Origin of the sequence: Lebetimonas sp. JS138, from assembly GCF_000523335.1 — a bacterium.
Classification (GTDB): Bacteria; Campylobacterota; Campylobacteria; order Campylobacterales; family Nautiliaceae; genus Lebetimonas.
Genome location: NZ_ATHT01000001.1, coordinates 929,331 through 946,220, shown reverse-complemented (window position 1 = coordinate 946,220; position 16,890 = coordinate 929,331). Strand labels below are relative to the sequence as shown.

General features: G+C 31.7%; 16 protein-coding genes, 4 tRNA genes and 1 pseudogene. 19 read left to right on the top strand and 2 right to left on the bottom strand.

Going from position 1 to position 16,890, the window contains the following annotated elements:
- Positions 1-15: 15 nt before the first annotated feature.
- The 3 genes from DZ67_RS0105400 to DZ67_RS0105390 are packed head-to-tail and all read left to right on the top strand — an operon-like array spanning position 16 to position 2,610.
- Positions 16-1,158 carry a SpoIIE family protein phosphatase gene (locus DZ67_RS0105400; RefSeq protein WP_024790880.1) on the top strand — a complete coding sequence of 381 codons (1,143 nt, stop codon included), beginning with the start codon at positions 16-18 and terminating at the stop codon, positions 1,156-1,158.
- Positions 1,155-1,436, top strand: coding sequence for a hypothetical protein (locus tag DZ67_RS0105395; RefSeq protein ID WP_024787648.1), 282 nt, complete (start codon positions 1,155-1,157; stop codon positions 1,434-1,436). Before DZ67_RS0105400 ends, DZ67_RS0105395 begins: the two co-directional genes overlap by 4 nt.
- Position 1,437: 1 nt before the next feature.
- Entirely contained in the window at positions 1,438-2,610 is a 1,173-nt protein-coding gene (locus DZ67_RS0105390; RefSeq protein WP_024787647.1) for a methyl-accepting chemotaxis protein, read from the top strand.
- 4 nt (positions 2,611-2,614) lie between these two features.
- On the opposite strand, the gene DZ67_RS0105385 is transcribed toward DZ67_RS0105390, so the two are convergent.
- On the bottom strand, positions 2,615-3,049 hold the full coding sequence (locus tag DZ67_RS0105385; RefSeq protein WP_024787646.1) for a glycine zipper 2TM domain-containing protein: 435 nt from the start codon (positions 3,047-3,049) through the stop codon (positions 2,615-2,617).
- Positions 3,050-3,111: 62 nt separating this feature from the next.
- Between DZ67_RS0105385 and DZ67_RS0105380 the strand changes: the two genes are divergently transcribed.
- From DZ67_RS0105380 to DZ67_RS0105330, 11 genes are all read left to right on the top strand, one after another.
- Positions 3,112-4,047 (top strand): AAA family ATPase, encoded by a 936-nt coding sequence (locus tag DZ67_RS0105380; protein ID WP_024787645.1) that lies wholly within the window; start codon positions 3,112-3,114, stop codon positions 4,045-4,047.
- A complete protein-coding gene (locus DZ67_RS0105375) occupies positions 4,044-4,829 on the top strand; it encodes a DUF58 domain-containing protein (protein ID WP_024790879.1) in 786 nt (261 codons plus the stop codon). The genes DZ67_RS0105380 and DZ67_RS0105375 overlap by 4 nt, the downstream gene beginning before the upstream one ends.
- Positions 4,826-5,188 carry a hypothetical protein gene (locus DZ67_RS0105370; protein ID WP_024787643.1) on the top strand — a complete coding sequence of 121 codons (363 nt, stop codon included), beginning with the start codon at positions 4,826-4,828 and terminating at the stop codon, positions 5,186-5,188. Before DZ67_RS0105375 ends, DZ67_RS0105370 begins: the two co-directional genes overlap by 4 nt.
- The gene (locus DZ67_RS0105365) at positions 5,181-6,041 is read left to right on the top strand and encodes a vWA domain-containing protein (RefSeq protein WP_024791855.1); all 861 of its coding nucleotides are present in this window, start codon (positions 5,181-5,183) and stop codon (positions 6,039-6,041) included. Before DZ67_RS0105370 ends, DZ67_RS0105365 begins: the two co-directional genes overlap by 8 nt.
- On the top strand, positions 6,029-6,832 hold the full coding sequence (locus DZ67_RS0105360; protein ID WP_024791854.1) for a VWA domain-containing protein: 804 nt from the start codon (positions 6,029-6,031) through the stop codon (positions 6,830-6,832). Before DZ67_RS0105365 ends, DZ67_RS0105360 begins: the two co-directional genes overlap by 13 nt.
- Positions 6,829-7,551: a tetratricopeptide repeat protein gene (locus DZ67_RS0105355; RefSeq protein WP_024790878.1), complete on the top strand. Its 723-nt coding sequence runs from the start codon at positions 6,829-6,831 to the stop codon at positions 7,549-7,551. The genes DZ67_RS0105360 and DZ67_RS0105355 overlap by 4 nt, the downstream gene beginning before the upstream one ends.
- Before the next feature lies 1 nt (position 7,552).
- Positions 7,553-8,968, top strand: coding sequence for a BatD family protein (locus tag DZ67_RS0105350; protein WP_024787639.1), 1,416 nt, complete (start codon positions 7,553-7,555; stop codon positions 8,966-8,968).
- Between the two features lie 260 nt (positions 8,969-9,228).
- A tRNA-Lys gene (locus tag DZ67_RS0105345) sits at positions 9,229-9,304 on the top strand.
- A gap of 4 nt (positions 9,305-9,308) precedes the next feature.
- Positions 9,309-9,384: transfer RNA gene (locus tag DZ67_RS0105340), tRNA-Glu, on the top strand.
- Between the two features lie 18 nt (positions 9,385-9,402).
- Positions 9,403-9,478: transfer RNA gene (locus DZ67_RS0105335), tRNA-Val, on the top strand.
- Between the two features lie 15 nt (positions 9,479-9,493).
- Positions 9,494-9,570: transfer RNA gene (locus DZ67_RS0105330), tRNA-Asp, on the top strand.
- 237 nt (positions 9,571-9,807) lie between these two features.
- On the opposite strand, the gene DZ67_RS0105325 is transcribed toward DZ67_RS0105330, so the two are convergent.
- Complete coding sequence (locus DZ67_RS0105325; RefSeq protein ID WP_084021790.1) at positions 9,808-11,106, bottom strand: apolipoprotein N-acyltransferase; 1,299 nt, start codon at positions 11,104-11,106, stop codon at positions 9,808-9,810.
- On the opposite strand from DZ67_RS0105325, the gene yajC reads away from it, so the two are divergent.
- The 5 genes and pseudogenes from yajC (at position 11,052) to leuS (ending at position 16,890) form a co-directional block, all read left to right on the top strand.
- On the top strand, positions 11,052-11,357 hold the full coding sequence (gene yajC, locus DZ67_RS09915) for a preprotein translocase subunit YajC (protein WP_024791853.1): 306 nt from the start codon (positions 11,052-11,054) through the stop codon (positions 11,355-11,357). The genes DZ67_RS0105325 and yajC overlap by 55 nt on opposite strands.
- Positions 11,354-12,910: a protein translocase subunit SecD gene (secD, locus tag DZ67_RS0105315; RefSeq protein ID WP_024791852.1), complete on the top strand. Its 1,557-nt coding sequence runs from the start codon at positions 11,354-11,356 to the stop codon at positions 12,908-12,910. The genes yajC and secD overlap by 4 nt, the downstream gene beginning before the upstream one ends.
- 1 nt (position 12,911) lies before the next feature.
- Entirely contained in the window at positions 12,912-13,883 is a 972-nt protein-coding gene (gene secF / locus DZ67_RS0105310) for a protein translocase subunit SecF (RefSeq protein WP_024791851.1), read from the top strand.
- 111 nt (positions 13,884-13,994) lie between these two features.
- On the top strand, positions 13,995-14,321 hold the full coding sequence (locus DZ67_RS0105305; protein ID WP_024791331.1) for a DUF6394 family protein: 327 nt from the start codon (positions 13,995-13,997) through the stop codon (positions 14,319-14,321).
- A 115-nt stretch (positions 14,322-14,436) separates the two neighbouring features.
- Positions 14,437-16,890, top strand: a pseudogene (gene leuS, locus DZ67_RS09910) (leucine--tRNA ligase).

The following is a 16,890-nucleotide window of genomic DNA, read 5'->3' as shown; positions in this document are numbered from 1 at the left end:
ACCAAAAGGGATTTTATGCTGCTTGATTATAGAAAAAAACAGGAAGAAAACGCATTAAAAAAACAACTGAAACTCACAGAAAACGAACTTGAAATGTTTTTTGAAAAAGATATACTTTTTGATGTATATTTTAAACCGAAAGACACATTAAACGGAGATATGATATATTCTAAGATTATAAAAGAAAATGAATATTTATGTGTTATGGTTGATGCAATGGGAAAAGGAATTTCAGCAGCATTGAGTGCAATTAACTCAATAAGTTTTGTCAGACATTCTTTAAAGAAAGCATTGGAATACAATGATTTTAATTTTGAAAAACTTTTAAGAGATTTTATAAATTATGTAAAATCAATTTTAATAGACAATGAAATCTTATGTGCAAAATTTATTTATATAAAAAACAACAAAGTATTATATGCCAATTTCGGACAGCCGCCTATTTTTACAGAAAAAGGAAAAATAAAAGCAAATAATTTACCTATCAGGGAGGAAACAAAAAATTTTAATATTGATGTTTTTAAATACCCTGAAAAAATGGTTTCAACAAGCGACGGACTGATTGAATCAATATTGAAAAACAAAAGCGGTGTTTATTATTCCGAATTTTTAAAAAGTTTTGATAATGCCGTTTTTTTAAAAGACATAATCAGAGATTTTAATGAAAAAGCTGCCCAGACAGATGATATCAGTATTTTTATGATGAGAAAAGATGATTTTATAATGGATAAAATTTTTGAAAAAGAGATTTTAATATCACAGCAAAATTTAGATGATACACTAAAAGAAATAGAGCTTAGTTCTTTACCCCAAAAAGAAAAAATAATTTTTATTTTACATGAAATTTTTATGAATGTTATAGAACATTCCGTTTTAAAAATAAATACAAAAAAACAAAAAGAAAACGCCCTAATAAAAAATTTCCCCAAATTCAAAAATATAAACAATAAAATCAAAATAAAACTTTATAAAAATAAATTTATGTTAAAATTACTTTACGAAGACAACACAGAAGGATTTGAAAGAAAAAATCTTTCAAACGCCTTGCATTTGAAACATCACGGAAAAGGTTTTAAAATTATCAGAAATTTAAGCGACGGAATTTTTATAAATGAAAAAGGCAATAAAATAAAAATTTTTTTAAAGGAAACAAAATGAATTTGAGTATAAACAACAATATTTTAACAATAGAAGGGAATATCACAACCATCGAAGATGCGGAAAAAATAATTAACGCTCTTTATTCTTTGAGCGATAAAGACAGTATTATTGTTAAAATAAAAGACAGCTTTTCTCTGCCTTCGAGTATTATAGGAGAACTTTTAAAACTCACAGATATGGAAAAAAAAGTTATTCTTGAAGTAAAAGACCCTGTTCTTTACGAAATGCTTGATGATTTAAATCTTACAAAAACTTTTAATGTCAAAAGGATATAAAATGCATTCCATTATTAAAGATTTTAATATAAAGCTTCTTATTATCAATATACTGACAAGCGCCGTTCTTTTAATATACACATATATGGTTGATTATGCCCATTTTTGGGAAACAGCCGGGGAACATTTGATAATAGCCGTTGTTATCCAGATAGCGGCTTATTATTTATTGGAAATATATGTTGTAAAACCTGTAAGGGAATATATCAGCGTATCAAAAGAACTGAGTGAAGGGGAAGGCGATTTAACAAAACAGATCATTATAAAACAGCAAAATGAAATAAAACTTGCGGCTGATTATATAAATAAATTTATTAATAATGTAAAAAATGTTATAACAGATATTAAAACAATAAGTTCTACAATAAGAACCAATACAAATCAGCTCGAAAAAGTTACCTTCGAATTAAAAGAAACAATTGCCCAGACGGACAAAGAGGCCAAAGACATAGCAGACATTTCAAATAAACTCGGGGAACATCTGGATAAAACGGAAGAGTCTGTCTCTTTTACAACGGAAACATTGATAAAAACAGCGGATTTTCTGGAAAATTTCGCAATTTCGCTTGAAGGTGAAATAAACGAAATATTGGAAATAAACACAAAAGAAATAGAATTAAATGATTTATTAACCAATCTGAATGCCCAAACGGATGAAATAAAAAATGTATTAAAAATAATAAACGAAATAACAGAACAGACAGAATTACTTGCCCTTAACGCGGCAATAGAAGCGGCAAGAGCGGGTGAGCACGGGAGAGGATTCGCAGTTGTTGCAGATGAGGTAAGAAAACTTGCGGAAAAAAGCACAGAAAGTTTAAGGGATATAGAAAATATTGTAAAAACGATTACTTCCACAATAGAAAAAACATCCAGCGAGATTAATAACAATTCTAAAAAAATGAACAAAGTTGCAGATGAAACAACAAAAATAAAAGAAGAATTGACTCAAATATTGGATATAAACAAAGAAAATATAAACTATGCAAAAGAAGCCACCAAAAACGTAACAATAATGTCCCATTATTCAAAACAGCTTCTAAACAACACCGACACATTAACAAAAATTTCCGATACAAACCTTAAAATATCCCAAACAATTTCAAGTGTAACAAATTCATTAAAATCCGCTCTTCAGAAATTATTAAAAGAACTATCAAAATTTAAAATATAGAGCGTTAATAACAGCGCTCTACCCTTAAAATTCTGTTCCCGTTAAATACAACCCTTACGCATTCCCCTTTACCAAAAGCAACACCTTTTACTATTGTCACTATATCCCTTCCGTCGTTCAAATGGATATAAAGCTCTTCACCGTTTGCCTTATCCGCCTGAGTTCCCACATACGCACCGCTGAGTCCTCCCGCAAGGGTTGTAAGGGCATTTCCTTTGCCGTGTCCAAACATACTGCCTAATACTGTTCCGACCAGTGCTCCAATCATTGTACCGCTTCCATTGTCTCTTATTGTAACCAGTCTGACATCTGTTACGCGCCCTTTTTGATAAGTATAAATCCCGTTTGTCTGTTCTAAATCGACTTCGTTTGAATTATACATTTGTGTACATCCGCTAAACATAAACAGTGCAATTACCGCAAAGATTAATTTTTTCATTTCCACTCCTTAATTTGTTTTTAATTAATTTGATTTAAAATTATAATAAAAAAAGGCCGCTAATGGAGATTATACAAAAAATAAAAGAAGAAATCCAAAAAATTGTTGTAGGCCATGAAAAACTTATAGACTCAATGCTTTTGGCGTTAATCACAGACTCCCACCTTTTAATAGAAGGCGTACCCGGTATTGCAAAAACGACAAGTGTAAACACACTCTCAAAAACAGTGAATCTGGATTTTAAAAGGGTACAGTTTACCCCGGATTTACTCCCAAGTGACATTACAGGAATAGAAATTTTTAATCCCAAAACAGATGAATTTGAAACAAAAAAAGGACCGGCATTTACAAATTTACTTTTAGCAGACGAAATAAACCGTGCACCCGCCAAAGTTCAAAGCGCCCTTTTGGAGGTTATGCAGGAACGCCAGGTAACAATAGGGAACAATACATATAAAATAGATGAGCCTTTTTTGGTAATTGCCACTCAAAACCCGATCGAAGAAGAAGGTACCTACCCTCTTCCGGCGGCACAGCTTGATAGGTTTTTAATGAAAATAGTTATAGGATACAACAGTTTCGAAGAAGAAATGGAAATTATTAAAAGACTCGATTTAAAAAAAGAAGTTAAAAAAGTGGCGGACAAAGAAGACATTTTAGCCCTCAGGGATAAAATAAAAGAAATTCATATGGATGAAGAAGTTTTAAAATATATTGTTAAAATTGTTGAAGCTACAAGAAGCCCTGAAAAATATAATATAAATATCGAAGAATACATTGATTACGGAGCGTCTCCGAGAGCAACTATTTCACTTTTTAATGCCGCAAGGGCTTATGCCATGATACAGAACAAAGATTATGTAACACCGCTCGATATTGCAAAATTAGCACCCGATATTTTAAGACACAGGCTTGTTTTAAGCTATAAAGCAGAAATCGATGAAATAAACGAAGATAAAATCATAGGAAAAATACTAAAGAGTATTCCTTTGCCATGATTAAATTTAAAACAAAAAAAAGAATTTTTTCCATCCTTCAGGGCCGCAATTTAAGCCGTTTTAAAGGTGAAGGACTTGATTTCAGGGAATTCAGGGAATACGGATTCAATGAAGATGCAAAAAAAATAGACTGGAAAATTTCCGCCAAAATAAATAAGCCGCTTGTAAAAGAATATGACGAAGAAAGGGAACTTAGAATTATAATCGCCATTCTTCCCACACCGAGTCTGCATTTTGGAATAAAAACATTAAAAAGCGAATATCTCCAGGGCTTAATTGAATTTTTGGGCATAGAGGCAATAAAAGAGGATAACAGGGTTGAGATGGTTATTTTAGAAAAAACCCCCGTTATCTTCAAACCTACAAAAAATATAAAAACCCATATTGCATATACTCAAAAAATAAAAAATATCGACTTTTTAAACACCTGCCCCGGAGATTTGAAAATTTTAAACAAATTTAGAAAATCGCTTCTTATTTTAATAGGAGATTTTTTTGAAAAAATTGATTTAAGTTATTTAAAGCATGAAACATTCGTCATCGTATTAAGAGATATTGCGGAAGAAAACCCCCCTTTCAGAGGAGATATAACACTGTTTGACCCTGTAAAAAAAGAAGATGTCAATGTCAATTTTACAAACAGTGATGCAAAAAAAATAAATATGTATATTCAAAAAGTTGATAAACAGAATTTTCTGCATTTTAAAAAACTGAAAATTCCATTTGTCAAAATTTATACAGATGAGAATCCCATTCCTAAACTGATAAGGCTTTTTAAATGATTCCGATTCGTGATATAAAACCGAATGTTACAATAATAGATTGGGAATTTAGCGCTTTTGCAGCTGTTATTTTACTTATTTTAATTTTTATAACTCTTTTTTTGTTTAAAAAGCTGAAAAAGAAAAATCCTAAAAAAGAAATATTAAAAAAACTTCAAAACATCGATTTTAATGATTCAAAAAAAGCCGCTTATGAATTCAGCGCACTTGCAAGGTTTTTTATAAATGAAGAAAATAAAGAAAAATATCAGCAAATCGTAAATTCGCTTGAAAAATACAAATACAAAAAAGAAGTCCCGCCTTTAAGCAATGAAGATAAACAAAATTTAAAAAATTTTATAAAGGAAATTCATGTTTGAATATCCTTTGTTTTTAATAATTCCTCTGATTTATATATTCTGCCGTTTAAAATGCCCTTTGAGAAGCGATAAAATAATTTTTCCAAATGCTTTTGTTTTAAAAAACAGAAAATTTATCAATATATGGGAATTTTTGAGCATACTTTTTTTAAGCATTGCACTTGCCAGCCCCGTAAAAACAAAAATAATCACCAACATTCAAAAGAAAGGCTACGATATTGTAATTGATTTGGATACAAGCGGGTCGATGGCTCAGTTTAACAAAATAAACATTGCAAAAAATGTAATAAGAGCTTTTATAAAAAAAAGAAAAAACGACAGAGTCGGTCTTGTTATTTTTGGAAATATTGCATATATTGCTTCACCCCTGACCCCGGACAAAAAAGCATTAAATGAAATATTAAAAAGAATATATCCCAAAATCGCAGGAGAAAAAACGGCTATTTACGACGCCCTGTTTCTCTCAAACAATCTTTTTAAACATTCACATGCAAAAAACAAGATAACAATACTTGTAACAGACGGGATGGACAACGCCTCAATAACACCTATAGACGTAACGATAAAAAAACTTAAAAAAGAGAAAATCAGGGTTTACACTGTAGGTATAGGAAACGAAATAGATCCTGTAACATTAAGGTTGATAGCCAATAAAACCGGAGGGAAATTTTTTGACGTATTTTCAAAAGATGAACTGAAACAGGTTTATAAAACGATAAACAGGCTTGAAAAAAGCAAAATAAGCTCAAAAACGATAATAAATAAAATTTATTATTTCGAATACCCTCTCTTTTTGGGAATTTTATTTTTATTAATAACGGTTTACAAAAGGCAGCTTAAATGGAAATTTTAAACCCGTGGGCATTAATACTGTTAATTTTTATTCCTCTTTTTTTTAAACACAGAAAATTAAACACACTTAAAAAAATAACCGTTTATTCCCAAAAAAATTATTTCTTTTTAATTGCCTTTTTACTGTTGGTTACAGCACTTTGCCGACCCGTGATAAACAACGGCTATATAAATGTCAAACTTCCGAAAACAAATGTAATAATAGGGCTGGACATAAGCAAACATATGCAAAAAAATGATTTTTACCCCAACAATTTGGAATTTGCAAAAAACAAATTCTCAAAATTTGTAAAATATTTAAATTATGAGCCAGTCTCGCTTCTTTTATTCGATAAAGATGTTTATCTACTCTCTCCTTTAAGCAGTGATTATAATTCGATTGTTTATCTTTTAAAACACATTCCTAAAATACAAACCTCTTTTTACCCAGACTTTTATAATCTGATAAAAACGGTAGACGAATTTAAAAATCCTAAAGTTTTGGTGATTTTTACTAACAGCACGGCTTCGAAAAAAGCTTTGGAGGAAGCAAAAAATAAAAACCTTAAGGTTTTTATATATTTTATAGGCAAACAGCAAAACAAAGCAATGGAAAATTTTGCCATGATTACAAACGGAGGAATAGTTTATGCAAGTTATCTGAACACTGATATTAAAAATCTCTCTAGTATGATAAATTCAATAAATAAAAAAAGAGTGATAAAAATAAAAGACAAAAAAGAGCTGTTTTATTATCCTCTGTTTTTGGGGATTTTATTCATATTTTTAGCTCTTTTTAAAGGCAGAAGATGAGAATAATTATATTTTTAATTATGTTTAAATTTTTATTTGCATTTGATTTTTTTCATATTCTTAAGGCAAATAATTATTTTAAAAACAAAGAATATATAAAAGCGGCTAAAGAATATGAAAAAATCCATTCCGATAAAGCCCTTTTAGATGCGGCAAACAGTTATTACAAAGCGAAAAATTATAAAAAAGCATTGACACTCTATTCAAAAATAAAAGATAAAAATTTACTTTTTGAGAAATATTACAATTCAGGAAACGCATATGTCAGATTAAAAGAATTTAATAAAGCTGTTGAAATGTATAAAAAAGCCATTAATTTAAAAAAAGACAAAGATGCCGAATATAATCTGAAACTGATTGAAAAACTGCTTAAAAAAAGAAAAAATAAATCAAAAAACAATAATTCAAACAATAAAAATTCTCAAAAAAAACACAGTTCCCAAAATAAAGACCTTAATAAAAACAAAAAAAACGCTACCGGTAAAAAACAAAACAAACCCGAACATAAACAAACAAAAAATAAATCAAATAAATCAAAAAACAAAAATCCGTTGCAAAAAAAGCAGCAAAAATCTGATTTAGAAAAAAATTCATTAAAAAATGCTAAAATGAAAACACAAAAAAAAGAAAACAATACAACAGATTTAAGAATGAAATTTTATGAAAAAACATTAAAAAATTTAAATTTCAATTCTTTAATAATACCTCTAAAGGATTAAAATGAAAAAATTTATTTTATTAATAGCGGTTTTACTTTTTGCAAATGTAAACGTAAACGTAAACGTAAACAAAACTGACATATCCGAAGGCGATGAAGTAATTTTCACAATCACGGCGGAAGGTAAAAATGTAAAAATGCCAGATATTGCGCAAATAGGACCATATAAAGTGCAGGGAAGCGCAAAGAGTGAAAATGTGACTATTATAAACGGAAAAATGAACACACAAATTTCCAGAAGTTATATTTTTTATCCTTTAAAAAATATAACAATACCTTCTTTTAAAGTTATTGTAGACGGCAAAACCTTTTATACAAAGCCGATAAAAATTACCGTTCATAAATTGGAAAAAACAAATGATAAAAACTATGATTTGACTCTCAGTTTAGACAAAAATGAAAGTTTCTTAGGGGAAGGAAGGATATTAACCATTAAATTTTCCCAAAATATTGATGCAAATCCGCAGAGTATTCAGATTCAAAGGCCTACACTTCAGGATTTTTTAATAAATCAAATTTCCAGCAAAACTTTTATTAAAAACAATTATAAAATAACCGAATATAAATTTTTGATAATACCTCAAAAAAGCGGAATTTTTGAAATAGGGCCTATTCTGGCCAATATCGGAATTTTGCAAAAAGAAAACCCGTTTGATGACCCTTTCTTTTCAGCCGCTTTTATCAGATATAAAAGAATAGTATCAAATGAAGTAAAATTAAAAGTAAAACCGATTCCCCAAAACAGTATCTGGGGCGATTTTAACATAACATTAAGTGCTGACAAAAAAGAAGCGCTTGCAAACACGCCCGTTCATATAACATTGAAAATAAGCGGATGCGGAGATTTTTATGATATGAAAAATTTCAAATTAAATATAAAAAACGCCACAATATATGAAAAAAAACCTGTATTGAAAACAAAAATTATAAATAACAGACTTTGCGGCGTTTATCAAAAAGAATTTACCGTGTTAAGCCCAAAAGATATTAATCTCTCACCCGTTTCATTATTGGAATTTAACCGAAAATTCAAAGAAGTAAAAAGCAACCCTTTATATATAAAAATAGAAAATTCTATGATAAATCTGCCAAAAACAGAAAATTTCACCCATCCGGTAAAAATTAAAACAAAAATTGTATATAAAACAAATTATATTTTAATATTAATCGCTTTTGTTTTAGGGGTTTTAATTACACTGCTGTTAAGTTTAAGTTTATATAAAATAAAATTTCCAAAAAAAGATATTTATGAACAAATCAAAAAAGCAGACAATAAAGAGCTTTTTCAATTATTGCTTCCTTTTGCCGGGAACAAAAAAATAGATGAAATATTAAAAAAACTTGAAGCCAATATTTATAAAGGTGAAAAAAATAAAATAGACAAAAAAGAGATTATAGAAATAATCAAATCTCTTTAATTTTATTTTACCCCAAAAATAACTACAAAGATAAAAATATGGCAGCTTCAGAGCTTCATTTTGCTAATGCACCGCTCAAATTTTGCTAAAAATTGCAAACAGCAGCCCTAAGGGCTCGGTGCAATTTTTTAAACGCAAAATTTTCGCTAAATTCCGCTACGCTGTCATATTTTTACTTTTCCATTATTTAGTCAGTGCCTATTTCCTTTTTTCTTGACAAGCAAATATTTTTTTCTTATAATTTCACTCCACAAATGACTGACCCGTTAGCTCAGTCGGTAGAGCATCTGCCTTTTAAGCAGAGGGCCGTTGGTTCGAATCCAACACGGGTCACCACTTGGTCCCCATCGTCTAGAGGTCTAGGACACCGCCCTTTCACGGCGGCGACACGAGTTCAAATCTCGTTGGGGACGCCAATCTCCAAAAAACTTTACGGTCGCTTAGCTCAGTTGGGAGAGCACCAGCCTTACAAGCTGGGGGTCGCAGGTTCGAGCCCTGCAGCGACCACCATATATTTTATCATACGGAGCCGTAGTTTAGCTGGTTAGAATGCCGGCCTGTCACGCCGGAGGTCGCGGGTTCGAGTCCCGTCGGCTCCGCCATAACAATTGAAAATGGACAATGAAAAATGTAAAATTTTTAATAATTAATTTTATTATGAGTGTCTGTCACTATATATTAGTCTATTATCTTAATATTTCTTTTCAATTAGTTATATCAATTCTCAATTAGTTACTTTAAAAAATATAAAACTTTCATTATTTCAACATTTTAATTATTTTCCATTTTCAATTGGTATATAACTTGCTTTCTTAGCTACTATTCACTTCATTTTCCATTCATTGAATTATTTGACTTCTAAACCCGTTTATGGAATGAAAAACCACCTTTTTATATTTTTTTGCATAAATTTTTATAAGCATTTCCTGGATACTCGGCATAATTGAAGGGTTAAACCATGCCAAATTGCTCATACCAATCACATAATTCGGTTTTAATTTGTATAAATTTTCGCTTGTTAACTCATAACATATGGCATTAATAAATTTAAATTTTTTTATTTTAAATTCTCCAAATTTCTTACTTACGGAAAAATCGCTGCTGTCAGCAAAAAACAGATGGTTGATTTCTTTTTGAAAAAAAGGAAGAGGGATATATTCTCCAAAAGGGACCAGAAGATGCTTATCAAGAATAGTAACTTTACCGTTTTCAAAAATATATGTTGAATTGAAAAACTTACGGTTTTCATAATGAAGCGCCCCTGTAATGATTACAATTTTTTGAGACAAATTTTTTAATTTCTGCATTAAATCCTGATGTAGATTCAAAAACAGAGGGAATGCGCTCTCTGGTAAAACAACCGCTTCATAATTATTTGTAATGGCTTTATTAATTAAATTAAAGTTATTTTTTATTTCAACAGGAATATAAAACTTTTTCCATTTTAAATTCTGGGGTACATAAGTACTGGCCAGATAAATTTTAATTTTTGGCATTTTCGGAACATCATAATTTATAAAAAAAAGCGGAATAATAAGTAAAAGTAAAAATTTTTTATCTATTTCATAAAACAAAATTGCGCCAAAAAAAATTAAAAGCGTAATTTTATCTATCCCGAAAAAAGAATTAACAAATAATATTTCTGGTTTCAGCCAGTCAAATGTAAAAGGTGCTAAATAATCAAAGGCAAAAGTAAATACTAAAATATAGTAAATTTTTTTCATATAACTGTTTTTTATAAAATTTTCTGTTTTTTTTATAATCCAAAAAACAACCCCGTAAAAAACACCTATTGCAAAAATTACCAAAGGGATTAAAAAACTTAAATTATAATACCTGAAACTAAGACTAATCCAATAAAACCAAAAAATTCCTATAAAAAATCCTGTTTGGAAAAAAGAATGTTTGATATAAAAAAAAGAAATAAAAGCCAAAAGCAAAATAAATGTAAAAATAAATTTTGTAAAAAAATTATCATTAATTCCAAATTTAAGCATAAAAAAGTTTAAATAAACAGGTAAAGATATTAGAGTTGCCACAATCAAAGAATTTGTGTTAAAATATCGCTTAAAAAAGGATACACATGAATTTTCTATACGCAGCAGCACCGGCAGCAGGCCAACCGAGTTTAGTCGCATCGCTATTACCCCTTATTATATTATTTGCAATTTTTTATTTGCTTGTAATTTTACCACAACAAAGACAGGCAAAAAAGCATAAGGCAATGGTGGCGGAACTGAAAAAAGGTGACAAAATTGTCACAACAGGCGGTATTATCGCAGAAGTGGTAAAAAACGAAGAAGGCTTTATCAAAGCCAAAATAGCCGATGGTGTTGAAGTAAAAATAGATAAAGCAGCAGTTGCTAGAAAACTAGAAGTTGAAAAATGAAAAAACTTAATTACAGACTGGTTATATTTATATTAGCCGCCTTTTTTGGAGTGGCATTTACCATTCCCTCATTTATAGGGAAAAATCCTAAAGTCAATCTGGGACTCGATTTACAAGGAGGAATGTATTTGGTTTTGGGTGTAAAGGGTGATGAAGCTGTTAAAAACAAAATTAAAACATTTGCATCCACAATCAAATATATAACAAATAAAAAAGAAATATTTATAGACAGTTTGAAAGTTAAAAAAGACACTTTAAGTTTTGAACTTATAGACAAAGATGACGAAGCTAAAATGGATAAAATTTTAAAAAAGTTAAAAGGTGTTCAAATAATTAAAAAGCCTCAAAAAGAGAGTGTTTTATATACTATTAAACTAACTCCGGCTGAAATTCAAAAAACAAAAGAAGATGCCGTAAATCAAGCAATTCAGACAATAAGAAGCAGACTTGATGCATTCGGTTTAACCGAACCGAGTGTTACAAAACAGGGAATTGATAAAATTGTGGTGGAACTTCCGGGAATAAAAACTGAAAAAGAAAAAGATTCTGTCAGAAAACTGATTTCCACTTCGGCCCATTTGGAGCTGTATGCCGTTGATGACGAGCATAAAGCCATAACTAAAAAAGACGCTGCAAAATACGGAGATATACTGCTTCCAAGCAAAGATAACCCTGATAGAAAATATCTTTTAAAAACCCCACCGGTACTTGACGGAAGTATGATTACGGACGCAACCGTTGGATTTACACAAAAAACAAACCAGCCCGCCATTTTCTTTACCCTAAATTCACAGGGCGCCCAGATTTTTGGAGATTTTACAGGCAAAAATGTAGGAAAAAGGCTTGCAATTGTAGTGGATAACAAAGTCTATTCAGCACCTGTCATACAGGAAAGAATAGGAGGAGGAAGCGGTCAGATAACCGTAGGTACTCCTGAAGAAGCCCATGTTCTTGCCATAGCTTTAAGAAGCGGCTCTCTTCCGGCACCGGTGGTACTGCTTGAGCAAAGAAGCGTAGGTGCAAGTCTTGGGGCTGACAGTATTAAAAAATCGATGATTGCACTGATAAGCGGATTTGTAATAGTTGTTATATTTATGGCGTGGTATTATAACCTTGCAGGTATTATTGCAGACATCGCGCTTATTGTAAATCTGTTTTTAATTATTGCCGTAATGGCGCTTTTTGGCGCAACGCTTACACTTCCTGGAATGGCCGGTATTGTATTAACCGTCGGTATGTCGGTGGATGCAAATGTAATTATAAATGAGAGAATAAGAGAGCTAATTCGCGAAGGTAAAAACAAAAAAACTGCAGTTGAAGGAGGATATAAAAATGCAATGAGCGCCATTATTGATGCAAATATCACAACTTTGATTGCGGCGATTGCCCTTTTTGCATACGGAACCGGAACAATTAAAGGTTTTGCAATTACCATGGCTTTAGGGATAATGGCCAGTATGCTCACAGCTATTCTCGGAACACACGGCATTTGGGGATACATACTTGCCGGCGGTAAAAAAATTACTCCAAAACACTTTGGAATGAAGGCTTAAAATGGAACTTTTTAAAAGTGATAAAACATATAATTTTATGAGCAAAAGAAACCTGTTTGTTTCCATTTCTCTTATATTGATTGTACTTAGTCTGTTTTCTATTTTTACAAAAGGGTTTAACTGGGGGATAGACTTTAAAGGCGGAATTGAAATTCAGGTAAAATTTGATAAACCTGCCGATTTAGGAGAAATTAGAAAAATAGTCTCTAAAAAATTCCCTTCTCCTAGCATTACAACATTTGGAAGCAATAAAGAAATTTTAATAAGACTCAGTGTTAACGATGTTTCGGGAGATGTTAGAAAATCCCTGGGAAAAGAAATAAAAACTCTTTTAAAACCTCTTGGCAATGTTGATATAAGAAGAGTGGATATAGTAGGTGCCAAGGTCGGAAATGAATTAAAAGAAAAGGGAATAAGTGCATTTATTTTTTCCATAATAGGAATATTAATATATGTAGCGTTCAGGTTTGAATGGCGTTTTGCCCTGGCCAGTGTATTGGCACTTTTTCATGACACAATAATTTCACTCGGGGCTGTAAGTTTTTTTCATATAGAAACAAATCTTGACGTATTGGCGGCCATTTTAACGCTTATGGGATATTCTCTTAACGATACGATAGTGGTATTCGACAGAATCAGAGAGCAGGTCAGAGATTCAAAAGTAAATGATTTGGCGGCGCTTATTAATGAAGCGGTATCTAAAACGCTCTCAAGAACTGTTTTAACTTCACTAACAACTTTCTTTGTTGTACTTACACTCTTCTTATTCGGAGGAGAAATTATAAGACCTTTTAGTTTCACTCTTTTAGTGGGAATTATAGTAGGTACATACAGTTCTATTTTTATAGCCTCTCCGCTTCTTATCTGGCTCGGATTTAAAATTGACGATTACAGAAAAAGACTTGCCGAAATTGAAAAAAGAAAAAGAGAAAAAGAAAAAATGCGCCAGATGTATCAGGGCGGAGTTGTATAAAAAAAGTGAGTGGTGAATGGTGAGTAGTGAGAAATATAAAATGAGCTTACTCATCTGGCTGTTTAAAAAACGGCCATGATTGATAATTGATAATTAATATAAAGGGCAATAATGGACTGGGGAAAAGTAATATATGTGTTTTTTCAATTAATGAGTCTTACAAGTGTTGCCGGTTTTTTATATGACCATAATAAAGTGGCCCTTTTTATAGCTCTGAGTTTAAACCTGATATCGACTATTTTGAAAATAGGTGTAAAAAACATAGTTGCAGCAGAACTGTTTGCGGCAAGTTTAGTAGCGGATTTACATTTGATTCCGGCTTTTATTTATCTTGAAATAAAAAATGATTTGGATGCCGCTTACGCAATGGCGATAGGTGCATTAATAGCCAATATTGTAACGATAATTCTAAGTTTTATAGAAATAGCCAAAACATAATAGATTGGAGTAATATATGGTGAGTTGTGAGTTATGAGTTATATATAGTGAGTTGTGAGTTGTGGATAGTGAGTGGTAAATTGTGAATAGTAAAAAAGTATTAAAAGGAGAATTGATGCAATATAATCCAGCTGTTATAGAAAAAAAATGGCAAAAAATCTGGGATGATGAAAAAGCATTCGAGCCGAAAGAAAATAAAAATCTGCCAAAAAAATATATTTTAAGTATGTTCCCGTACCCGAGCGGAAGAATACATATGGGACATGTAAGAAACTACACCATAGGCGACGCACTGGCCAGATACTACAGAAAATCCGGATTTAACGTACTTCATCCGATAGGATGGGACAGTTTTGGAATGCCGGCTGAAAATGCGGCCATTAAACATAAAGTCCATCCTAAAAAATGGACATATGAAAATATTGATTATATGAGAAAAGAATTAGCTTCTTTAGGTCTTTCTTTTTCAAAAACAAGGGAATTTGCCACAAGTGACCCGGAATATACAAGGTGGGAGCAGGAATTTATTATTAAATTTTATGAAAACGGCCTGCTTGAAAGACGTACACAAAAGGTAAACTGGTGCGAAACGTGCCATACAGTATTGGCAAATGAGCAGGTGATTGACGGATGCTGCTGGAGATGCGACAACCCAATAGAAATAAAAGAACTTCCGGGATGGTATATCAAAATTACAAAATATGCCGAAGAACTGCTAAACGATATGGAAAAAATAAAAGACGGCTGGCCTGAAAGAGTTCTCACCATGCAGAAAAACTGGATTGGAAAATCCACAGGGCTTGAATTTAAATTTAACCTGACGCAAAACAGCAAAGAAAAACTTAACAATAAATTTGACGGATACGAAGTTTTTACAACAAGACCCGATACAATTTACGGAATAACCTACTCTGCCCTAGCCCCTGAACATCCTATAATTGATTATATGCTCGAAAACGGATTGTTGGATGAAAAAACAGAAAAAAAGGTAAGGGAAATAAGAAGCATTCTACCTAAAGAGAGACAGTCTATGCAAAAAGACGGATGTTATCTCGGAATTGATGTACTTCATCCGCTAACCGGCGAAAAAATACCGGTATGGGTGGCGAATTTTGTTTTGGTTGAATACGGAAGCGGTGCTGTAATGGCGGTTCCTGCCCATGATGAAAGAGATTTTGAATTTGCCACAAAATTTAACCTTCCGATTAAATGGGTTATTAAACCTCTAAACGGGGAACTTGATAAAAGCAAAGCCTATACAGGTGAGGGAATTTTAATAAACAGCGGCGAATTTAGCGGAGTGTTAAACACTGAGGCAAAAGAAGCTATTATTAAAAAATTCGAAGAGCTTGGAATCGGTAAAAAAGTTACAAATTACCGTCTTAGAGACTGGGGAATAAGCCGTCAAAGATACTGGGGTGCCCCTCTTCCGTTTGTAAAATGTCCAAAATGCGGGATAGTTCCTGAAAAAATAGAAAACCTTCCGATTACACTTCCTGAGGATGTGGAAATCACAGGAAGCGGCAATCCTCTTGAAACACATCCTACCTGGAAATATACAAAGTGTCCTAAATGCGGAGGCGAGGCAATACGTGAAACAGACACAATGGATACATTTGTTGAGAGCAGCTGGTATCAGTTTAGATATGTAAGTGATTTTAGAAAATTCAAAGATGTTCCTTTCAGGAAAGAAGACGAAAACTACTGGATGCCGGTAGACCAGTATATCGGGGGAATAGAACATGCCATTTTACACTTACTTTATGCAAGGTTTTTTACAAAAGCTCTCAGGGATTTAGGATACGTAAGTGTAGACGAGCCTTTTGCAAGACTATTAACTCAGGGAATGGTATTAAAAGACGGTTCTAAAATGTCTAAATCAAAAGGCAATGTGGTAGACCCTGATGATATTATTAAAAAATACGGAGCCGACACTGCAAGGCTTTTTATTCTTTTTGCCGCTCCGCCTGAGCAGGAGCTGGAATGGAGCGACAGCGGGGTTGAGGGCGCATACAGATTTTTAAACAGGGTTTATTTAAATTCTACAAAATGCAAAAAAACCGACACAATCCCTAAAATTGACACTTCTAAATTAACAAAGAGGAAAAAGAGGCAAGAAGAAAAGTTTATGAAACATTAAAAAAAGCAAAAGAAACTTATGAAAAAACTTTTGCTTTTAATACATTAATCGCAAACTGTATGGAAAGTTTAAACGCATTAAATAAAATAGAAAACAAAGATATCTATACAGAAGGTTACTGGATTTTAATGAATGTATTGGAACCTATTGTCCCTCACATAGCCAGTGAAATCAGCCAAAATTTATTCAACAGAAACAATTTTAAAGAAATTAAAATTGACGAAAATGCTTTAATTAAAGATGAAATACATTATCCGATAAGTGTAAACGGTAAGAAAAGAGCCGAAATTACCGTAAATACAGATGCAAACAAAGAAGAAATTCTAAACACAGACCAAAAATGCGGTTAAAAAATATATTGAAAGAAAAGAAATTATTAAAGAAATTTTTGTGCCAAAAAGAATGATAAATTTTGTAATAAAAGGATAG

Coding starts and splice junctions, on each gene's coding strand:
- DZ67_RS0105400 (WP_024790880.1), top strand. CDS start 16: ATGCTGCTTGATTATAGAAAAAAACAGGAAGAAAACGCATTAAAAAAA.
- DZ67_RS0105395 (WP_024787648.1), top strand. CDS start 1,155: ATGAATTTGAGTATAAACAACAATATTTTAACAATAGAAGGGAATATC.
- DZ67_RS0105390 (WP_024787647.1), top strand. CDS start 1,438: ATGCATTCCATTATTAAAGATTTTAATATAAAGCTTCTTATTATCAAT.
- DZ67_RS0105385 (WP_024787646.1), bottom strand. CDS start 3,049: ATGAAAAAATTAATCTTTGCGGTAATTGCACTGTTTATGTTTAGCGGA.
- DZ67_RS0105380 (WP_024787645.1), top strand. CDS start 3,112: ATGGAGATTATACAAAAAATAAAAGAAGAAATCCAAAAAATTGTTGTA.
- DZ67_RS0105375 (WP_024790879.1), top strand. CDS start 4,044: ATGATTAAATTTAAAACAAAAAAAAGAATTTTTTCCATCCTTCAGGGC.
- DZ67_RS0105370 (WP_024787643.1), top strand. CDS start 4,826: ATGATTCCGATTCGTGATATAAAACCGAATGTTACAATAATAGATTGG.
- DZ67_RS0105365 (WP_024791855.1), top strand. CDS start 5,181: ATGTTTGAATATCCTTTGTTTTTAATAATTCCTCTGATTTATATATTC.
- DZ67_RS0105360 (WP_024791854.1), top strand. CDS start 6,029: ATGGAAATTTTAAACCCGTGGGCATTAATACTGTTAATTTTTATTCCT.
- DZ67_RS0105355 (WP_024790878.1), top strand. CDS start 6,829: ATGAGAATAATTATATTTTTAATTATGTTTAAATTTTTATTTGCATTT.
- DZ67_RS0105350 (WP_024787639.1), top strand. CDS start 7,553: ATGAAAAAATTTATTTTATTAATAGCGGTTTTACTTTTTGCAAATGTA.
- yajC (WP_024791853.1), top strand. CDS start 11,052: ATGAATTTTCTATACGCAGCAGCACCGGCAGCAGGCCAACCGAGTTTA.
- DZ67_RS0105325 (WP_084021790.1), bottom strand. CDS start 11,106: ATGCGACTAAACTCGGTTGGCCTGCTGCCGGTGCTGCTGCGTATAGAA.
- secD (WP_024791852.1), top strand. CDS start 11,354: ATGAAAAAACTTAATTACAGACTGGTTATATTTATATTAGCCGCCTTT.
- secF (WP_024791851.1), top strand. CDS start 12,912: ATGGAACTTTTTAAAAGTGATAAAACATATAATTTTATGAGCAAAAGA.
- DZ67_RS0105305 (WP_024791331.1), top strand. CDS start 13,995: ATGGACTGGGGAAAAGTAATATATGTGTTTTTTCAATTAATGAGTCTT.